We start from the raw sequence: 15,978 nt of genomic DNA, 5'->3' as shown, positions 1-15,978 counted from the left end.
TATTTTTGTAATTTGAATAAGCCGGGGGCTGGCCATAAGTTCGAACTCAACAAAGCGATCCCCAAGCGAGGCACCATCCCTACCCCCGGCGCCGCCTCGCAAGGGTGCCTTTGCAAATACCCGCCGGCTTGGGTTTCGACCCTGCGTCGCTGACGGAAGCAAAGAGCAAGAAGGCAGGAGCGCCCCCAGCTCCTGCCTTCTTAATTTTTGGGCTATACGCCGCCGCTTTTATTGAGCTTTACCTTACCAATTAACCCCTAAAATACAAAAGCATTGACACTTCCAATAGGCGTGGCAAATGAATGCGCGAAACTCCTGGACAGCGCTATGGCCTACACCGCAGAAAATCTTGCAGCCGACGATAGTTTTCTTGCTGCAATTCTTCATTGTGCCAATGAAATGCTCGCGATTTATCGCGACAGCCCGCGTATTGCATCGATATTCGCCGCACAGCAGCGCTGGCTGATGGCGCATACTGGTTTTGCTCTCTATTACGGCTATCCTGGTGAAGAGAGGCGCGGCCTTTATTCCGGCCGCTTCATCGATTTCGTCATCCAGAACAAGATCGCCAGCCGCAACACGGCAGCTGCCTTCGTGCAGGAAATGCTGGTCTACCGGTTTCTGCGTCCCATTCCGGGCGATGACAAACGTACGCGCTTCCTTGAGCCGACAGAAACGGCGGAGCATCATTTTACCAAATGGCTGGTCGCCCATCTGATGATTCTGGATAGCCTCGATGGCGGCCGCCGCGCGGAAAATCTGATGGCCGATCCAACATTGATCGCCCGCCTGCAGCCGCTAATCGCCAAGAAGATCATCGAAACCGAAGCAGTGCGCGATCCGGGCGCTACCTTCAATCTCTTTAATTGGGCCAATTCCGGCGGCCTCGTGATGGACTATCTGATTTCGCGCCTGACGGGCTTTCCGCGTTCTGCCGATCGCGTCATCGTCGGCCCGTTGTCGCTGCGCGAGATTCGCGATCAGTTCATGATTTCCAATACCCACCTGAAACGCCTGCTCGCGCAGGCCGCCGATATGGGAAGCGTGGGATGGACCGAACCGCCGAGAAAGGGCGATTTTTGGCTCTCCCGCGGTTTCGTGCTCGAATATTGGAACTATCAGGCGGCGAAATTCGCCATCATCGATTCAGCCGCCGAAGCCGTGCTTGGGCCTGCGGTCGAAGAACAACCGCAGGCAAGACGCCTTATTTCAGCAGCTCTTTGACGGTGCCGGAAGCCTTGGCAAAGTCCATCTGGCCGGCATAGCGCTCTTTCAGGGCAGCCATGATCTTGCCCATGTCCTTCGGGCCTTCTGCGCCGACTTCCTTGATAATGGCGGCGATATTGGCACGCACCTGATCGTCGGAAAGCTGCTTCGGCATGAAGTCCTGGATAACGACAATTTCCGCGCGCTCCTTGGCTGCAAGCTCGGGACGGGCGTTCTCTTCGTAGATCTTCGCCGACTCATCGCGCTGCTTCACCATCTTGGCGAGGATCTGCAGCACTTCGTCGTCGCCCGCCTCTTCCTTGCCGACGCCGCGATTGGCGATGTCGCGATCCTTGATCGCGGCCTGGATGAGGCGGATGGTGCCGAGACGCTCCATCTGCTTCGCCTTCATAGCCTCTTTGAGCTGGGTGGCGAGTTGATCGCGCAGCATGTCATTACTCCTTCTGAAGCACCGGACCGAAAAGTGTGAAGGGGCTTTTCAGATAAGCCGATGCTTGAACAAAAACTTGAAGCGGCGAACCCGTTTCCCGGCCCACCGCTCTGGAATGGCGCTTTCATAAACCACGCTGATGTGTGGGATCAAATAAATTGCGAGAATCCCGGCAATATCGGCAGGAAAAGTGCCGCAATCTGCAGTACAAAGATTGACCTAGGCAGAGAGCGTGGCTATCTACCGCCACCTGCACCAAAAATTCGTGATCAGGCGTCAAACGCGGCCAAAGCCGCGCGCCTGCACCTGCGAGATCAAATGGCCGGCTCGCGTTTTCAGAACGCCAAGCCCGCCGGAAACGGGATGAAGATGACCGCGACAGCACCCTGGACAACCGAAAAGCCGACCGCCCTGCTCGTTCTTGCAGACGGCACAGTCATCGAAGGCAAAGGTATCGGCGCAACCGGCAAGGTTCAAGCGGAAGCGGTCTTCAACACGGCGCTCACCGGCTACGAGGAAATCCTCACCGACCCCTCCTATCTCGGCCAGATCGTTACCTTCACCTTCCCGCATATCGGCAATATCGGCACCAATGAAGAAGATATCGAAGACCTGACGCCGGCAGCCCGCCACGGTGCGGTCGGCGTGATCTTCAAGGCTGACATCACCGAACCCTCGAACTACCGCGCCGCCAAAGATCTCGACGCCTGGCTGAAGGCCCGCGGCATCATCGGCCTCTGCGGCATCGACACTCGCGCACTGACGGCCTGGATCCGTGAAAACGGCTCGCCGAACGCCGTTATCGCCCATGACCCCGCAGGCAATTTCGACGTCGACGCGCTGAAGGCGGAAGCCAAGGCCTGGAGCGGCCTCGAAGGCCTCGACCTCGCCAAGATCGCTTCGTCCGGCCAGTCCTCGCAGTGGTCGCAGACCCCATGGGTTTGGAACGAAGGATACGGTGAACTCGCCGCCTCCGACAGCAAGTACCATGTCGTCTGCTTGGATTACGGTGTGAAGCGCAACATCCTGCGCCTCTTCGCCGGTCTCGATTGCAAGGTCACGGTCATGCCGGCAACGGCGAGTGCACAGGATGTGCTCGCCCTTCAGCCGGATGGCATCTTCCTGTCGAACGGCCCGGGCGACCCGGCCGCCACAGGTGAATATGCCGTGCCAGTCATCAAGGAACTGATCGGCACCGATATCCCGGTCTTCGGCATCTGCCTCGGCCACCAGATGCTCGGCCTGGCACTCGGCGCCAAGACCGAGAAGATGCACCAGGGCCATCACGGCGCAAACCACCCGGTCAAGGATCACACGACCGGCAAGGTCGAGATCGTCTCCATGAACCACGGCTTCGCGGTCGACACGAAGTCGCTGCCCGAAGGCGTTGAAGAGACTCACGTATCGCTGTTCGACGGCACGAATTGCGGCCTGCGCGTTCTCGGCAAGTCGGTCTTTTCCGTCCAGCACCACCCGGAAGCCTCTCCCGGCCCGCAGGACAGCCACTACCTCTTCCGCCGCTTTGTTAACATGGTGCGCGAGAAGAAGGGCGAAGCGGCACTCGCCGAACGCTGATACCGGATCAAGGCTCGCTCAGGCGGGCCTTTTTTCTTGCCGGCATATTGACCTCAACTTAACTTGAGGAATTACAGAACTGCCTGCAACACATCAGATGCAGGAGAAGATCGGATGAGCGGAGCTTTCTACAGGATAGACAAATTCGTCGTGCCGGCTGCGGCGCGTGAGGAATTTCTCGTCAATGTGATGATGACCCATAAGGTGCTGGAGGCACAGGACGGCTTCATCAATCATACGGTGCTGGAACAGGTTGCCGGCCCCGGCGAATTCAATTTCGTCACGGTTGCCGAATGGGAAAGCGCCGATGTCGTCGAACGCGTGCGGGCGGTCGTTGCCGCAGCCCACAAGGCGGCCAATTTCGACCCGCAGGAAATGTTTGCGCGCCTCGGCATCCGCGCAGATATCGCCAGCTACAAGCCTGTCGCCGCCTGATACTAGAGCGCCGTGCGTCCATTCGGACGCACAAAGGACGCTCTAACTCTTTGAATCTACGCATCAGGCTTCCGAAAATCGATTCCGATTTTCGGGCCGATGCTGTAGGACGGCCGGCTCAGGCGCCGGCCGCAGCCCCTTCCCGACGAACGAGAATATAAAAGCGCGTGCAGAGCATGACGGCCGCGGCCGCAAGCCCGACAAGAAAGCCTAACCAGATGCCGAGACCGCCAAAACCGAGCGGGAAGGCAAAGGCCCAGGCTAGGAAGAAGCCGATCGGCCAGTAGGCAATCAGCGCCAGGATCATCGGCACGCGCGCATCCTTCAGCCCGCGCAACAGGCCGCTGGCGATCGCCTGCACGCCATCGACGAACTGGAAGAGACCGGCAATGACGATCAGCGGACCGGCATAGGCCAGCACCTCAAGCGCTTCCGGCAGGCTGACATCGAGGAACAGCCGCGCCAGAAGCTGCGGCACGGTCGCAAAGATGATGCTGCCGATGATCGCAGCGATGCTGGCGATGATCAGCACCGTGATCGCCGCCCGCACCAGCCCGGCATGATCGCCCTGCCCGTGCGCGACACCGACCCGCACCGTTGCCGCCTGGCCGAGACCGAGCGGGATCATGAAAGCCATCGATGCCCACTGCAGAGCGATGCCATGCGCAGCAAGCTCGATCGTGCCGATATGGCCCATCAGCAGCGAGGCTGCCGTGAAGAGGCTAACTTCGGCGAGAATGGTGATGCTGATCGGCAAGCCCAAGCGGATGACTTCGAAAAAGGCATGCCAGTCCGGCTTCCAGAAGCGCACGAAAATTTCATAACGCCGCGTCTCCTCCCTGCCCTGTACATAGGAGAGGATGAAGAGGAAACCGGCCGCCTGCACCGCAACGGACACGATTGCAGCCCCTTCCAGCCCCATGACCGGGAAGCCGAAATGGCCGAGCACGAGGATGTAGGCGCCGATCGCATTCAGCACCAGCATGGCGATGGTGACCTGAAGAATGACGCCGGCCTTGCCGATGGCGCTGACGAGCCCGCGCATGACATTATAGAGCAGGCCCGGCAGCACGCCGAACTGACCGATGATGATATAGCCGTGGGCAAGCTTCGCCACTTCAGGCTTCTGCCCGAAGTATCGCAGGATCGTCTCGGAATTGTAGAAGGCCGGCTGCATCAGCAACCAGTAGCAGATGACGACCCAGATACCCATGCGCAGCGAACGGCGCACGCTCACGACATCGCCGCGGCCATAGGCCTGGGCCACCATCGGGATGACGGCAATCGCAAAGCCAGAACCGAAAATCAGGATCGTGAACAGGAACTGCGCGGAAAGCACCATGGCGGCCAAGTGCTCTGCTCCGAGCTGACCGACGATCATCACATCGGTCATGCCGATGCCGAATTGCGCGAGTTGAGCGCCGATCAGCGGCACGCCGAGCATCAGCGTGGCGCGAAAATGCGCAGACCAGCGGTTGTCGTTTGCAGGCGCAACGGCGCGCACGTCGATCGGCGTGTCCATGACACTATTCCTGAGATTGAATCGTTAAGGGCCGCAGTGCGGCAAAATATCATGTCGGCTTAGAGCAAAGCGACGCAAAGAACCACCCCAAAACAGGCAGATGCTGAAAAATTCATCACGGCTTCACTGTTTTTGATGGATCACTCGGCCGCGTTGAAGGCTTGTGCCGGTGTTTTCGATGTCGTCACCCGCGTCAGGAATACAACCGCAGCAAGGAGGATGAAGAAAGCGGCCAGCAGATAAGGCGCGCCGGCAAAGGTGATCGGTGCATCCGGCTTGGTGAAATAGCCGAACATCTGGGTGAAGATCAGCGGGCCGATGATCGTCGTGATGCTGCCGATGCTGGTAAGCGCGCCCTGCAACTCACCCTGTGCGGATGGCGGCACCTTGCCGGCGGCAATGCTGCGCAGCGGCGGATCGGCAACATTCTCCATGACCGTCAGTACGATCACGGTATAGACGACCCAGCCCTCCCAGGCGAAAGCATAACCTGTGAGGGCGGCCATCGAGAAACACAGGCCGAGCAGCGCCGTCTTCCATTCACCGAGAACAGGCACGACACGCGGCAGAACGAGTCCCATGACCGCAGCGGCGCCGATCCCGTAGAGGCCGAGAGACAGGCCGATCTGCCCTTCGCTCCAGCCGTAGCGGAAGGTCGAAACGAAGGACCAGACCGAGGGATAGACGGCGTGGGCGAGGAAAAATAGGAACATGACAAGGCAAACCCAGCCGATCCCGGGATAGTGCCGCATCTGCCGCAAAGCGCCGAGTGGGTTTGCGCGCTTCCATTCGAAGGTGCGGCGGTTCTTCGCTTCGAGCGTTTCCGGCAGCAGGAAACAGGCGGCAACAAAATTGATGAAGGAAAGCGCGGCCGCACCGAAGAACGGCACGCGCGGCCCGAACTCACCGAGGAAGCCGCCGATCACGGGGCCGACCGTGAAACCGACACCGAAAGCGATACCGATCAGGCCGAAATTCTTGGCGCGGTTCTCCTCGTTGCTGATGTCGGCAATGTAAGCCGAGCAGGTGGCGAAACTGCCCCCGCTGATGCCTGCGAGCACCCTGCCGACGAAGAGCATCCAGTAACTGGTGGCGATGGCGCAGATGAAATTGTCGAACGCAAAGGTCAGCACCGAGAGCAGCAGGATCGGGCGGCGCCCGAAACGGTCGCTCAAGTTTCCGAGCAGCGGCGCAAACAGGAATTGCATCAGCGAATAGATCAGCATCAGCCAGCCGCCATCAACGGCTGCATCGCTGACCGTGCCGCCCGTCAATTGCTCCAGATAAACAGGCAGTACCGGCATGATGATCGCAATGCCGATAACGTCCAGAAAGAGAATGATGAAGACCAGGAAAAGGCCGCGGCGAACGAATTTCGGATCAAGCATAAGACATCTCTACAGCTGATATTTTCTGGAAAGACGATCTCGTCGCCGGATATATGACATAGCCGATTGGAATGACCGAAACAATACGTGAACATTTCAATGTTTTTGATGGAGAGACCGCCGAAACAGATGGTTCACGCGCTCTTTCGCTGCTCCATCCGTACAAAATCGACAAAAGCCCGCAATGGCGCGGGCATGTGGTGGCGGCTCGGATAATAGAGAAAGGGGCCGGAAAATTCGTTGTCCCATTCCTCAAGGATCGGCCTGCCCTCAGCAATGCCCGACGCAAGCAGTTCTTCAAAGGTACGGATGACGCCGAGACCGGCAAGAGCGGCCTCGATCTCCATCTCCACAGCATTGGCGATGATGGGACCGGATGGCGTAATCACCAGCACTTCGTCACCCCGCTCGAATTCCCAGGCAAGCGAAGCGCCGCTGATGAAGCGATGGCGGATGCAGCTATGCTCCAGCAGATCCCGCGGATGTTGTGGCATGCCCCACTTTTCCAGATAGGCGGGAGCAGCCGCCGTCACATAGCGCTGCCGGCGCGGACCGATCGGCACGGCAATCATGTCGCGCTCCAGCCTCTCGTCATAACGAATGCCGGCATCGAAGCCGGCGGCCAGCACATCGATGAATGTATCTTCGGCAATGATCTCCAGCGTGATCTGCGGGTAGAGCGCCAGAAACCGCACGGCGAGATCGGCCATGAAGAGGTTTACGACGATACCAGGCACGTTGAGCCTGAGCGTGCCCGCCGGACTGTCACGAAAACTGTCGAGCTGACCGAGCGCGGCCGCCACTTCCGCAAGCGCCGGCGAAAGCCTCTCGAGCAATCGCTGGCCCGCCGCCGTCAGCGTGACGGAGCGCGTCGTACGATTGAGAAGCCTGACACCGAGCCGCTCTTCGAGGCGCCGCAGGGAGTCGCTCAGCGACGACGCAGAAACCTCGCGCTTGCGGGCCGCGGAGCGGAAGCTGCGCTCTCTTGCAATTGCGGCAAAGGCATCCAGATCACTGAGGGGAAGGTCGTCCATTGTGCATTTTCCCGTACGGCCCGTTCGAGACTATCCGGATTATCGCACAAATTCGGCTGCGGTAAAACAGCATCCGAAGACGCCGTCGGGCGCCGCTGAAGGAGAAGAAAATGCAGACCTATCGTTTGGGAAAAACCGGTCCAGAAGTCTCGGCTATCGGCCTCGGCTGCATGGGCATGTCGGGCATGTACGGCCCATCTGATCGCGCTGAAAGCATTGCGACCATCCACGCAGCACTCGATGCCGGCGTCAACCTGCTCGACACAGGCGACTTCTATGGCATGGGCCATAATGAAATGCTGATCGGTGAGGCGCTCAAGGGCCGCAAGCGTGAAGACGCCATCATCAGCGTCAAGTTCGGCGCCTTGCGTGATCCCGCCAATGGCTGGAACGGCTACGACGCCCGCCCGATCGCCGTGAAGAACTTCCTTGCCTATACGCTGCAGCGCCTAGGCGTCGATTATATCGACATCTACCGCCCTGCCCGCCTCGATCCGAATGTGCCAATCGAGGACACGGTCGGCGCGATATCAGATCTCATCAAGGCTGGTTACGTCCGCCATGTGGGGCTGTCCGAAGTCGGCGCCGATACGATCCGCCGGGCCGCTGCCGTCGTACCGATTGCCGACCTGCAGATCGAATATTCGCTGATCTCCCGCGGCATCGAAGGTGAGATCCTGCCCGCGACCCGTGAGCTCGGCATCTCCATCACCGCCTATGGCGTGCTGTCGCGCGGCCTCATCAGCGGCCACTGGCAGAAAGGCCAGCAGGGCGCAGGCGATTTCCGGGCCGTCAGTCCGCGCTTCCAGGAAGGCAATATCGATGAAAACCTTGCTTTGGTGGAAGAACTCCGGAAGATCGCCACCCTCAAGGGCGCCTCGGTCGCACAAGTCGCGATCGCCTGGGTAGCGGCACAGGGCAAGGATATCGTACCGCTGGTCGGCGCCCGCCGCCGCGACCGGCTGACGGAAGCGCTCGGCTCCCGCGCAGTGGAACTCACCGCAGACGATCTCTCCGCCATTGAACGCGCCGTGCCGAAGGGGGCCGCCAAGGGCGCCCGTTATCCTGAAGCTCAGCTCAAGCACATGGACAGCGAAAAGTAAGCTGCCCGGCTGACCGGCACCCTGCCTTCGGGCAGGGTGCCGAATATCCTGATCAGATCGGGTTGGAGAAAGTATCGCAGGCCGAAAGCTGTCCGCTATCGAAGCCACGCTTGAACCAGCGCATGCGCTGCGCCGACGTGCCGTGGTTGAAACTCTCAGGCACGACATAGCCCTGCGAACGCTTCTGCAGCGTATCGTCGCCGATCTGCTGCGCAGCGTTCAACGCCTCCTCCAGATCGCCGGCGTCGAGAATGCCTTTCTGCTGCGTATACTTGCCCCAGATGCCCGCAAAGCAATCTGCCTGCAGTTCGACGCGGACCGACATCTTGTTGGCATCGGCCTCGCTCATGCTCTGGCGCGCCTGATTGAACTTCGGCAGGATGCCGAGCAGGTTCTGCACGTGATGGCCGACCTCATGGGCGACCACATAGGCCTCGGCGAAATCGCCGGATGCGCCGAACTGGTCGGAAAGCTGTTGGAAAAAGGCCGTGTCGAGATAAACTTTGTGATCACCGGGGCAGTAAAACGGACCGGTGGCAGCCGAGGCAAATCCACAGGCCGACTGGGTCTGGCCGGAGAAGAGCACGAGACGTGGCTCCTCATAATCCTTGCCCTGCGACTGGAAGATGCCATGCCAGGTATCTTCGGTTTCAGCGAGAACAGTGCGCACGAAGGCGGTCATCTCGTCATTGGCAGGCGCCTGTGGGGAAGACTCGCTCTGCGAATAGCCGGAATCTCCCGTCGAACCGCCGCCGCCATCCATCACCTGCATCAGGTCGATACCCATCGCCTTGAAGATCAGGTAGATGACGACGAGAAAGATGATCGTGCCAATGCTGAGCCCGCCACCACGACGGCCAACGCCGCCGCCTGACGGAAAGCTGAAGCCGCCGCCGCGGCCGAAGGGATTGCGTCCGCCACCGGATGGATCGCCACGGCGATCCTCGATATTGTCGGACTGACGCCGGCCTTTCCATTCCATGATCGATCTCCCCGGCGATGCGCCTCATGCATGCTCACAGGAGTCAGTTATATATCCGCCGCGAGCACGAATTCCAGCCGCTTCCTCACGCGACCCGGCTGCGGCGCGGACGAAACCCGATGGCCGCGCCGATCGCAGCGGTGACCAGCCCAAGCAGCGCCAGGGCCAGCCAGCTATTGCCGGAGAATGTGACCGCATGCATCAGCCGGCCCGGCAGCAGTGTCGCAAGGCCGGCAACGACGATGCCGCCAAAATACATGCCCGATACGATCCGCCGATGTGTACGGATATCATGCCGCCGCGCGGCAAGAACCGCCCGCCAGCTTCCCGCGAGCACGAGGACTGAAAGAAGATGGATTGGGCTGAAGCCATAGACGAGATTGATCTGGTGGATGAAGAAGCTCGACAGAGCCGTCACCACCATCAGCACCATCCAGATTTTGCCGAGCAGACGATGCCGCGGCGTGCCCTTCGGCCACGCGAGCAGATGGGCGCCGAGGATAGCCGCCGGCACCACGGCGGCAACGTGGACCTGAATGGGAACAGGGGCATTAAGTAGAGGTTCCAGGGTCATGAGCGGCTCCGGTTGAATTCGTCCCCCGTTTCCGGCATGACTGCATTCCTCTCAACAAACATGGCGTAGACGGCGGGAAAACTTCGTGGATCACCCATCCTTGCAATCCACGCTTCGCGAATTGCAGGTCTTCTGGCGCGCGCCGCGCTTCTGGGGAACCTTCCTCGCCATCGTTCTGATCTTCGCGATCACCGGCCCCTATGGCACGATGGAAAGCATGGCGGCCGGCGAGCGCTTAGCCTACTGGCTGATCCTGCACGCCGTCGCCTGGTCCATCGCCATCCTGTTTTCGGTTCTTGCCGATGCGCTGCTGCGCAAGGTGCTGGACCGCATGTTCTGGCGCATGATGATCGGCTCACTGGTCGCAGCCCTGCCGATCGGCTTTGCAATCGGCCTCGTCGACTATGCCTTCACTGGCAATCCGGCCGCGCTTGGCAGCAGCTTCGCAAGGGCGCTCTTCGCGCTGCCGCTCTGCGCCCTCTTCTGCTTTTTGACCTACCTCGCCATGCATCGGCAGATCGAGCAGGCAACGGCGCAAACACCTCCGGCAGCCTCCGTCCTCGACCGGCTGAAGCCGCAGAACCGCGGCGCCCTGCTGCGCCTTTCCGTGCAGGACCATTATACCGAGGTTGTCACCAGCCGCGGCCGCGAGCTGGTGCTCCTGCGCTTTTCCGATGCGCTGCGCGAGATCGGAGAAACGCCAGGGCTTCAGGTACACAGGTCGCATTGGGTGGCCGATGCCCATGTCGAATCCCTGAAACGCGATAACGGCAAGAGCCTGATCCTCACCCGTGACGGCACGCAGATCCCGGTCAGCCGGAGTTTTGCCGAGGAAGCCCGCAAACGCTTCGGCTGAAGAAATGCCGGCAAATGCTTGACGCGACTCCTGCTTTCCCGCTTCCTGATGATGAGGAGACCTGGAGGAGAACGCCGATGAAAGCGGTGCGCCTGGAAGCGACCGGAAAGCTGTTTATGCGCGAGGTCGAAAAGCCCGTTGCCGGACCCGGGGACCTGCTGGTGCGCGTGGAAGCCTGCGGCATCTGCGGCACCGATCGGCATCTTTTCCTCGGTGAGTTCCCCTCCCACCCACCGGTGACCCTCGGCCACGAATTCGCCGGCATCATCGAAGCGGTCGGCCCCGAGGTCACCGGCTTCCACCCCGGCATGCGGGTCACGGGCGATCCCAATATCGCCTGCGGGCGCTGCGAGGAATGCCACAACAGCCGCGTCAATCTCTGCCGGAACCTGCAGGCGATCGGGATCCATAAAGACGGCGGTTTTGCCGATTATGTCATCCTTCCGCAGAAACAGGCCTTCGCCCTGCCGCTTGGCCTCGATCCCCTGCACGGCGCCTTTTGCGAGCCACTCGCCTGCTGCCTGCACGGCGTCGATCTCGCCAACATCAAGACAGGCGCTTCCGTGATCGTGCTTGGAGGCGGTGTGATCGGCCTGCTCACCGTCCAGCTTGCCCGGCTCGCCGGTGCGACACGCATTCTTCTAGTTACCCGTAACGCCGAGAAACGCGCGCTCGCCGAAAGGCTTGGCGCGACGGTGACCTTCGATCCGTCACAGGCGGATGCCGTCAGCGGCATTACCGGAGAAGGTGGATTGCTGCCCGGCGGCGCCGATGTCGTCTTTGAATGTGCTGGTGTGCCGGAAACGATGATGCAGGCTTCCAAGCTTGCAAGACGCGGCGGCACGGCCATCATCCTCGGAGTCATGCCGCAAGGCGCAAAGATTGAGATCGAGCCCTTCGACCTGCTGTTTCGCGAAGTGAACCTCGTCAGCTCTTTCCTCAACCCTTTCACGCACGGGCGCGCCGCCGATCTCATCGCCTCAGGCGCAATCAAGGTGGAGCCGCTGATTTCGCGTCGGATCACACTCGAACAGGCGCCTGAAGCGATCGCCAATCCGGCGCTTGGCGGCGAGATTCGCACGCTCGTCGTGCCCGGCGGGCAATAGGCTTCCAAAGGCCGGTCCGAATTCCTGTCGATTCCATGATTTATGGGGTTCCGTTTGCAAAAACATTTGCCTATAAGCCGCTTCTAGCCTGAAAAGACCCTCAATGCGCGACCCGACCCGGTGACCTCCCACCCTGGCCGGCTTTTTGCGCAGCTAGAAATGGATATCGCCATGCCGAAGCGCCAAGACATCAAATCGATCCTCATCATCGGCGCGGGACCGATCGTCATTGGCCAGGCTTGCGAATTCGACTATTCCGGCACCCAGGCCTGCAAGGCGCTGAAGGAGGAAGGCTACCGCGTCATCCTCGTCAACTCCAACCCGGCAACGATCATGACCGATCCGGGCCTCGCCGACGCAACCTATGTCGAGCCGATCACGCCTGAAGTCGTCGCCAAGATCATCGCCAAGGAGCGCCCCGACGCGCTGCTGCCAACCATGGGCGGCCAGACGGCACTGAATACCGCTCTCTCGCTGAAGCGCATGGGCGTGCTCGATCGCTACAATGTCGAGATGATCGGCGCAAAACCTGCCGCCATCGACATGGCTGAGGACCGCGCGCTGTTCCGCGAGGCGATGGCCCGCATCGGCCTTGAAACGCCGCGCTCGATGCTGGCAAACGCCACCGACATCAAGGACGCCGACCGCAAGACGCATGAAGCCGAGCGTACCAAGCTGCGAGAGAGCCTCTCCGGCCCCGACCTCGACAAGGCGCTCGACGAGCTGGAAAACCAGTGGAACCTCGGCGAGAGCGACCGCAAGCAGCGCTATATGAGCCATGCCATGGCAATCGCCGCCCAGGCGATCGACCATGTCGGCCTGCCCGCCATCATCCGACCGTCCTTCACCCTCGGCGGCACCGGCGGCGGTATTGCCTATAACCGTTCGGAATTCTTCGAAATCGTCGGCAGCGGCCTCGATGCCTCGCCGACCACCGAAGTGTTGGTCGAAGAATCCGTCCTCGGCTGGAAAGAGTATGAGATGGAGGTCGTCCGCGACAAGGCGGACAACTGCATCATTATCTGCTCCATCGAAAACATCGATCCGATGGGCGTCCATACCGGCGACTCGATCACCGTCGCTCCGGCGCTGACGCTGACGGACAAGGAATACCAGATCATGCGCAACGCCTCGATCGCGGTGCTGCGCGAGATCGGCGTCGAAACCGGCGGCTCGAACGTGCAGTTCGCCGTCAACCCGAAGGACGGCCGCCTCGTCGTCATCGAAATGAACCCGCGCGTGTCGCGCTCCTCGGCGCTGGCCTCCAAGGCCACCGGCTTCCCGATCGCCAAGATCGCCGCCAAGCTCGCGATCGGCTATACGCTTGACGAGCTGGAGAACGACATTACCGGCGGCGCGACGCCCGCTTCCTTCGAACCGTCGATCGACTATGTCGTCACCAAGATCCCGCGTTTCGCCTTCGAAAAATTCCCGGGCGCATCCCCGGTTCTCACCACGGCCATGAAGTCGGTCGGTGAAGTCATGGCGATTGGCCGTACCTTCGCGGAATCGCTGCAGAAAGCACTGCGGGGCCTCGAAACGGGCCTGACCGGCCTCGACGAGATCGAAATCCCGGACTCCGAAGAAGGCGAATCTAGCCACAACGCCATCCGCGCCGCGATCGGCACGCCGACGCCGGACCGCCTGCGTATGGTCGCCCAGGCGCTGCGCATGGGCCTCAGCATCGAAGAGGTTCATGAAGGCTGCAAGATCGACCCGTGGTTCATCGCCCAGCTCAAGAACATCGTCGAGATGGAAGCCCGCATCCGCGAGCACGGCCTGCCTGATGATGCAACCAACCTGCGCATGCTGAAGGCCATGGGCTTCTCCGACGCCCGCCTCGCCACCCTGACCGGCAAGCGCCCGAAGGAAGTGGCCGAGCTGCGCAACGCGCTCAACGTCCGCCCAGTCTTCAAGCGCATCGACACCTGTGCCGCCGAATTCGCCTCGCCGACCGCCTACATGTACTCGACCTATGAAACGCCTTTCGTCGGCGCTGCGCGCTCCGAGGCGCTGGTCTCCGACCGCAAGAAGGTGGTCATCCTCGGTGGCGGCCCGAACCGTATCGGCCAGGGTATCGAGTTCGACTATTGCTGCTGCCATGCCGCTTTCGCGCTGAAGGATGCCGGCTATGAAGCAATCATGATCAACTGCAACCCGGAAACGGTTTCCACCGACTACGACACCTCCGATCGCCTCTATTTCGAGCCGCTGACGGCCGAAGACGTGATCGAAATTCTGCGCGCAGAGCAGGAAAAGGGTGAAGTCGTCGGCGTCATCGTCCAGTTCGGCGGCCAGACCCCGCTGAAGCTCGCAGAAGCGCTCGAAAAGAACGGCATCCCGATCCTCGGCACCGCGCCCGACATGATCGACCTTGCCGAAGACCGCGACCGCTTCCAGAAGCTTCTGATGAAGCTCGATCTCAATCAGCCGAACAATGGCATCGCCTACTCGGTCGAGCAGGCCCGCCTCGTCGCCGCCGAAATCGGCTTCCCGCTGGTCGTGCGCCCGTCCTACGTGCTTGGCGGCCGCGCCATGCAGATCCTGCATTCCGAAGGCCAGCTGCAGACGTACTTGCTCGACACGGTTCCGGAACTGGTACCCGAGGATATCAAGCAACGCTACCCGAACGACAAGACCGGCCAGATCAACACCCTGCTCGGCAAGAACCCGCTGCTGTTCGACAGCTATCTCAGCCACGCCATAGAGGTGGACGTCGACTGCCTGTCCGACGGCACAGACGTCTATGTCGCCGGCATCATGGAACACATCGAGGAAGCCGGCATCCATTCCGGCGATAGCGCCTGCTCGCTGCCGCCGCGCACGCTCTCGCGCGAGATGCTCGACGAGCTGGAGCGCCAGGCGAAAGCCATGGCAAAGGCCCTCAATGTCGGCGGCTTGATGAACGTCCAGTTCGCCATCAAGGACGGCACGGTCTACGTGCTCGAAGTCAATCCGCGTGCTTCGCGGACGGTGCCTTTCGTCGCCAAGACCATCGGCGCGCCGATCGCCAAGATCGCCGCCCGCGTCATGGCCGGCGAGAAGCTGGATGCGACCTTTGCGGCTTACGGCGAGAAGCCCGATCCGCGTGCCCTGAAGCACATCGCCGTCAAGGAAGCAGTCTTCCCCTTCGCCCGTTTCCCGGGCGTCGATACGCTGCTCGGACCGGAAATGCGCTCGACCGGCGAAGTCATCGGCCTCGATACCGATTTCGCGCTGGCCTTCGCCAAGTCACAGCTCGGCGCCGGCGTCGAACTGCCGCGTGAAGGCACGGTCTTCGTTTCCGTGCGCGACGAAGACAAGCCGCGCGTTCTGCCGGCGATCCGCATCCTCGTCGAACAGGGCTTCAAGGTTCTCGCGACCGGCGGCACCGCCCGCTTCCTCGCTGAAAACGGCATCACCGCCGCGAAGATCAACAAGGTTCTCGAGGGACGTCCGCATATCGAAGACGCCATCCGCAACCGCCAGGTCCAGCTCGTCATCAACACGACCGACGGCAACAAGGCGATCTCGGATTCGAAGTCGCTGCGCCGCGCCACGCTGATGCAGAAGGTGCCCTATTACACCACGATGGCCGGCGCCGAAGCTGCCGCCCAGGCCATCAAGGCACTCAAGGCCGGCAATCTCGAAGTCCGCCCGCTGCAGAGCTACTTCTGATCCCGCGAAGAGGCATAGCCTCTTCGCGCTCGCGTCCTCGGCTCGTCAAAACTGCGACCCAAAATTGCAGACATGGATACTTGGTGTTA

13 protein-coding genes are annotated in these 15,978 nt (G+C 60.9%); 7 read left to right on the top strand and 6 right to left on the bottom strand.

Annotated elements, in window-relative coordinates:
* Nucleotides 1–327: 327 nt before the first annotated feature.
* Entirely contained in the window at nt 328–1,224 is an 897-nt protein-coding gene (locus J2X71_RS27370) for a hypothetical protein (RefSeq protein WP_310387079.1), read from the top strand.
* Here J2X71_RS27370 and J2X71_RS27365 read toward each other — a convergent pair.
* On the bottom strand, nt 1,205–1,657 hold the full coding sequence (locus J2X71_RS27365) for a GatB/YqeY domain-containing protein (RefSeq protein ID WP_310387078.1): 453 nt from the start codon (nt 1,655–1,657) through the stop codon (nt 1,205–1,207). The genes J2X71_RS27370 and J2X71_RS27365 overlap by 20 nt on opposite strands.
* A 369-nt stretch (nt 1,658–2,026) precedes the next feature.
* Between J2X71_RS27365 and carA the strand changes: the two genes are divergently transcribed.
* Nucleotides 2,027–3,232: a glutamine-hydrolyzing carbamoyl-phosphate synthase small subunit gene (gene carA, locus J2X71_RS27360; RefSeq protein WP_310387076.1), complete on the top strand. Its 1,206-nt coding sequence runs from the start codon at nt 2,027–2,029 to the stop codon at nt 3,230–3,232.
* 114 nt (nt 3,233–3,346) lie between these two features.
* Nucleotides 3,347–3,667, top strand: coding sequence for a hypothetical protein (locus J2X71_RS27355; RefSeq protein ID WP_007824261.1), 321 nt, complete (start codon nt 3,347–3,349; stop codon nt 3,665–3,667).
* Between the two features lie 118 nt (nt 3,668–3,785).
* Here J2X71_RS27355 and J2X71_RS27350 read toward each other — a convergent pair whose 3' ends face one another.
* From J2X71_RS27350 to J2X71_RS27340, 3 genes are all read right to left on the bottom strand, one after another.
* Nucleotides 3,786–5,189, bottom strand: coding sequence for an MATE family efflux transporter (locus tag J2X71_RS27350; protein ID WP_310387073.1), 1,404 nt, complete (start codon nt 5,187–5,189; stop codon nt 3,786–3,788).
* Nucleotides 5,190–5,329: 140 nt separating this feature from the next.
* Nucleotides 5,330–6,577, bottom strand: coding sequence for a TCR/Tet family MFS transporter (locus J2X71_RS27345; protein WP_310387071.1), 1,248 nt, complete (start codon nt 6,575–6,577; stop codon nt 5,330–5,332).
* Between the two features lie 134 nt (nt 6,578–6,711).
* Nucleotides 6,712–7,611 carry a LysR family transcriptional regulator gene (locus tag J2X71_RS27340; protein ID WP_310387069.1) on the bottom strand — a complete coding sequence of 300 codons (900 nt, stop codon included), beginning with the start codon at nt 7,609–7,611 and terminating at the stop codon, nt 6,712–6,714.
* A 110-nt stretch (nt 7,612–7,721) separates the two neighbouring features.
* On the opposite strand from J2X71_RS27340, the gene J2X71_RS27335 reads away from it, so the two are divergent.
* Nucleotides 7,722–8,714 (top strand): aldo/keto reductase, encoded by a 993-nt coding sequence (locus J2X71_RS27335; RefSeq protein WP_310387067.1) that lies wholly within the window; start codon nt 7,722–7,724, stop codon nt 8,712–8,714.
* Nucleotides 8,715–8,766: 52 nt separating this feature from the next.
* Here J2X71_RS27335 and J2X71_RS27330 read toward each other — a convergent pair whose 3' ends face one another.
* Together J2X71_RS27330 and J2X71_RS27325 are read right to left on the bottom strand one after the other, a co-directional pair.
* Nucleotides 8,767–9,696 carry a neutral zinc metallopeptidase gene (locus J2X71_RS27330; RefSeq protein ID WP_310387065.1) on the bottom strand — a complete coding sequence of 310 codons (930 nt, stop codon included), beginning with the start codon at nt 9,694–9,696 and terminating at the stop codon, nt 8,767–8,769.
* 85 nt (nt 9,697–9,781) lie between these two features.
* Complete coding sequence (locus tag J2X71_RS27325; RefSeq protein WP_310387063.1) at nt 9,782–10,270, bottom strand: DUF2306 domain-containing protein; 489 nt, start codon at nt 10,268–10,270, stop codon at nt 9,782–9,784.
* A gap of 85 nt (nt 10,271–10,355) precedes the next feature.
* Between J2X71_RS27325 and J2X71_RS27320 the strand changes: the two genes are divergently transcribed.
* From J2X71_RS27320 to carB, 3 genes are all read left to right on the top strand, one after another.
* On the top strand, nt 10,356–11,126 hold the full coding sequence (locus J2X71_RS27320) for a LytTR family DNA-binding domain-containing protein (RefSeq protein ID WP_310387061.1): 771 nt from the start codon (nt 10,356–10,358) through the stop codon (nt 11,124–11,126).
* Nucleotides 11,127–11,203: 77 nt separating this feature from the next.
* Complete coding sequence (locus J2X71_RS27315; protein WP_310387059.1) at nt 11,204–12,232, top strand: zinc-dependent alcohol dehydrogenase family protein; 1,029 nt, start codon at nt 11,204–11,206, stop codon at nt 12,230–12,232.
* 171 nt (nt 12,233–12,403) lie between these two features.
* Nucleotides 12,404–15,889, top strand: coding sequence for a carbamoyl-phosphate synthase large subunit (gene carB, locus J2X71_RS27310; protein WP_310387058.1), 3,486 nt, complete (start codon nt 12,404–12,406; stop codon nt 15,887–15,889).
* The last annotated feature ends 89 nt before the right edge of the window (nt 15,890–15,978 follow it).

This window comes from Rhizobium sp. 1399 (assembly GCF_031455475.1).
Classification (GTDB): Bacteria; Pseudomonadota; Alphaproteobacteria; order Rhizobiales; family Rhizobiaceae; genus Rhizobium.
Note: the sequence above shows the minus strand (reverse complement) of the source record. Positions and strands in the feature narration are given on the sequence as shown.

Bases quoted from the DNA above. Each gene is read 5' to 3' on its own strand.
- J2X71_RS27370 (WP_310387079.1), top strand. From the start codon at position 328: ATGGCCTACACCGCAGAAAATCTTGCAGCCGACGATAGTTTTCTTGCT.
- J2X71_RS27365 (WP_310387078.1), bottom strand. From the start codon at position 1,657: ATGCTGCGCGATCAACTCGCCACCCAGCTCAAAGAGGCTATGAAGGCG.
- carA (WP_310387076.1), top strand. From the start codon at position 2,027: ATGACCGCGACAGCACCCTGGACAACCGAAAAGCCGACCGCCCTGCTC.
- J2X71_RS27355 (WP_007824261.1), top strand. From the start codon at position 3,347: ATGAGCGGAGCTTTCTACAGGATAGACAAATTCGTCGTGCCGGCTGCG.
- J2X71_RS27350 (WP_310387073.1), bottom strand. From the start codon at position 5,189: ATGGACACGCCGATCGACGTGCGCGCCGTTGCGCCTGCAAACGACAAC.
- J2X71_RS27345 (WP_310387071.1), bottom strand. From the start codon at position 6,577: ATGCTTGATCCGAAATTCGTTCGCCGCGGCCTTTTCCTGGTCTTCATC.
- J2X71_RS27340 (WP_310387069.1), bottom strand. From the start codon at position 7,611: ATGGACGACCTTCCCCTCAGTGATCTGGATGCCTTTGCCGCAATTGCA.
- J2X71_RS27335 (WP_310387067.1), top strand. From the start codon at position 7,722: ATGCAGACCTATCGTTTGGGAAAAACCGGTCCAGAAGTCTCGGCTATC.
- J2X71_RS27330 (WP_310387065.1), bottom strand. From the start codon at position 9,696: ATGGAATGGAAAGGCCGGCGTCAGTCCGACAATATCGAGGATCGCCGT.
- J2X71_RS27325 (WP_310387063.1), bottom strand. From the start codon at position 10,270: ATGACCCTGGAACCTCTACTTAATGCCCCTGTTCCCATTCAGGTCCAC.
- J2X71_RS27315 (WP_310387059.1), top strand. From the start codon at position 11,204: ATGAAAGCGGTGCGCCTGGAAGCGACCGGAAAGCTGTTTATGCGCGAG.
- carB (WP_310387058.1), top strand. From the start codon at position 12,404: ATGCCGAAGCGCCAAGACATCAAATCGATCCTCATCATCGGCGCGGGA.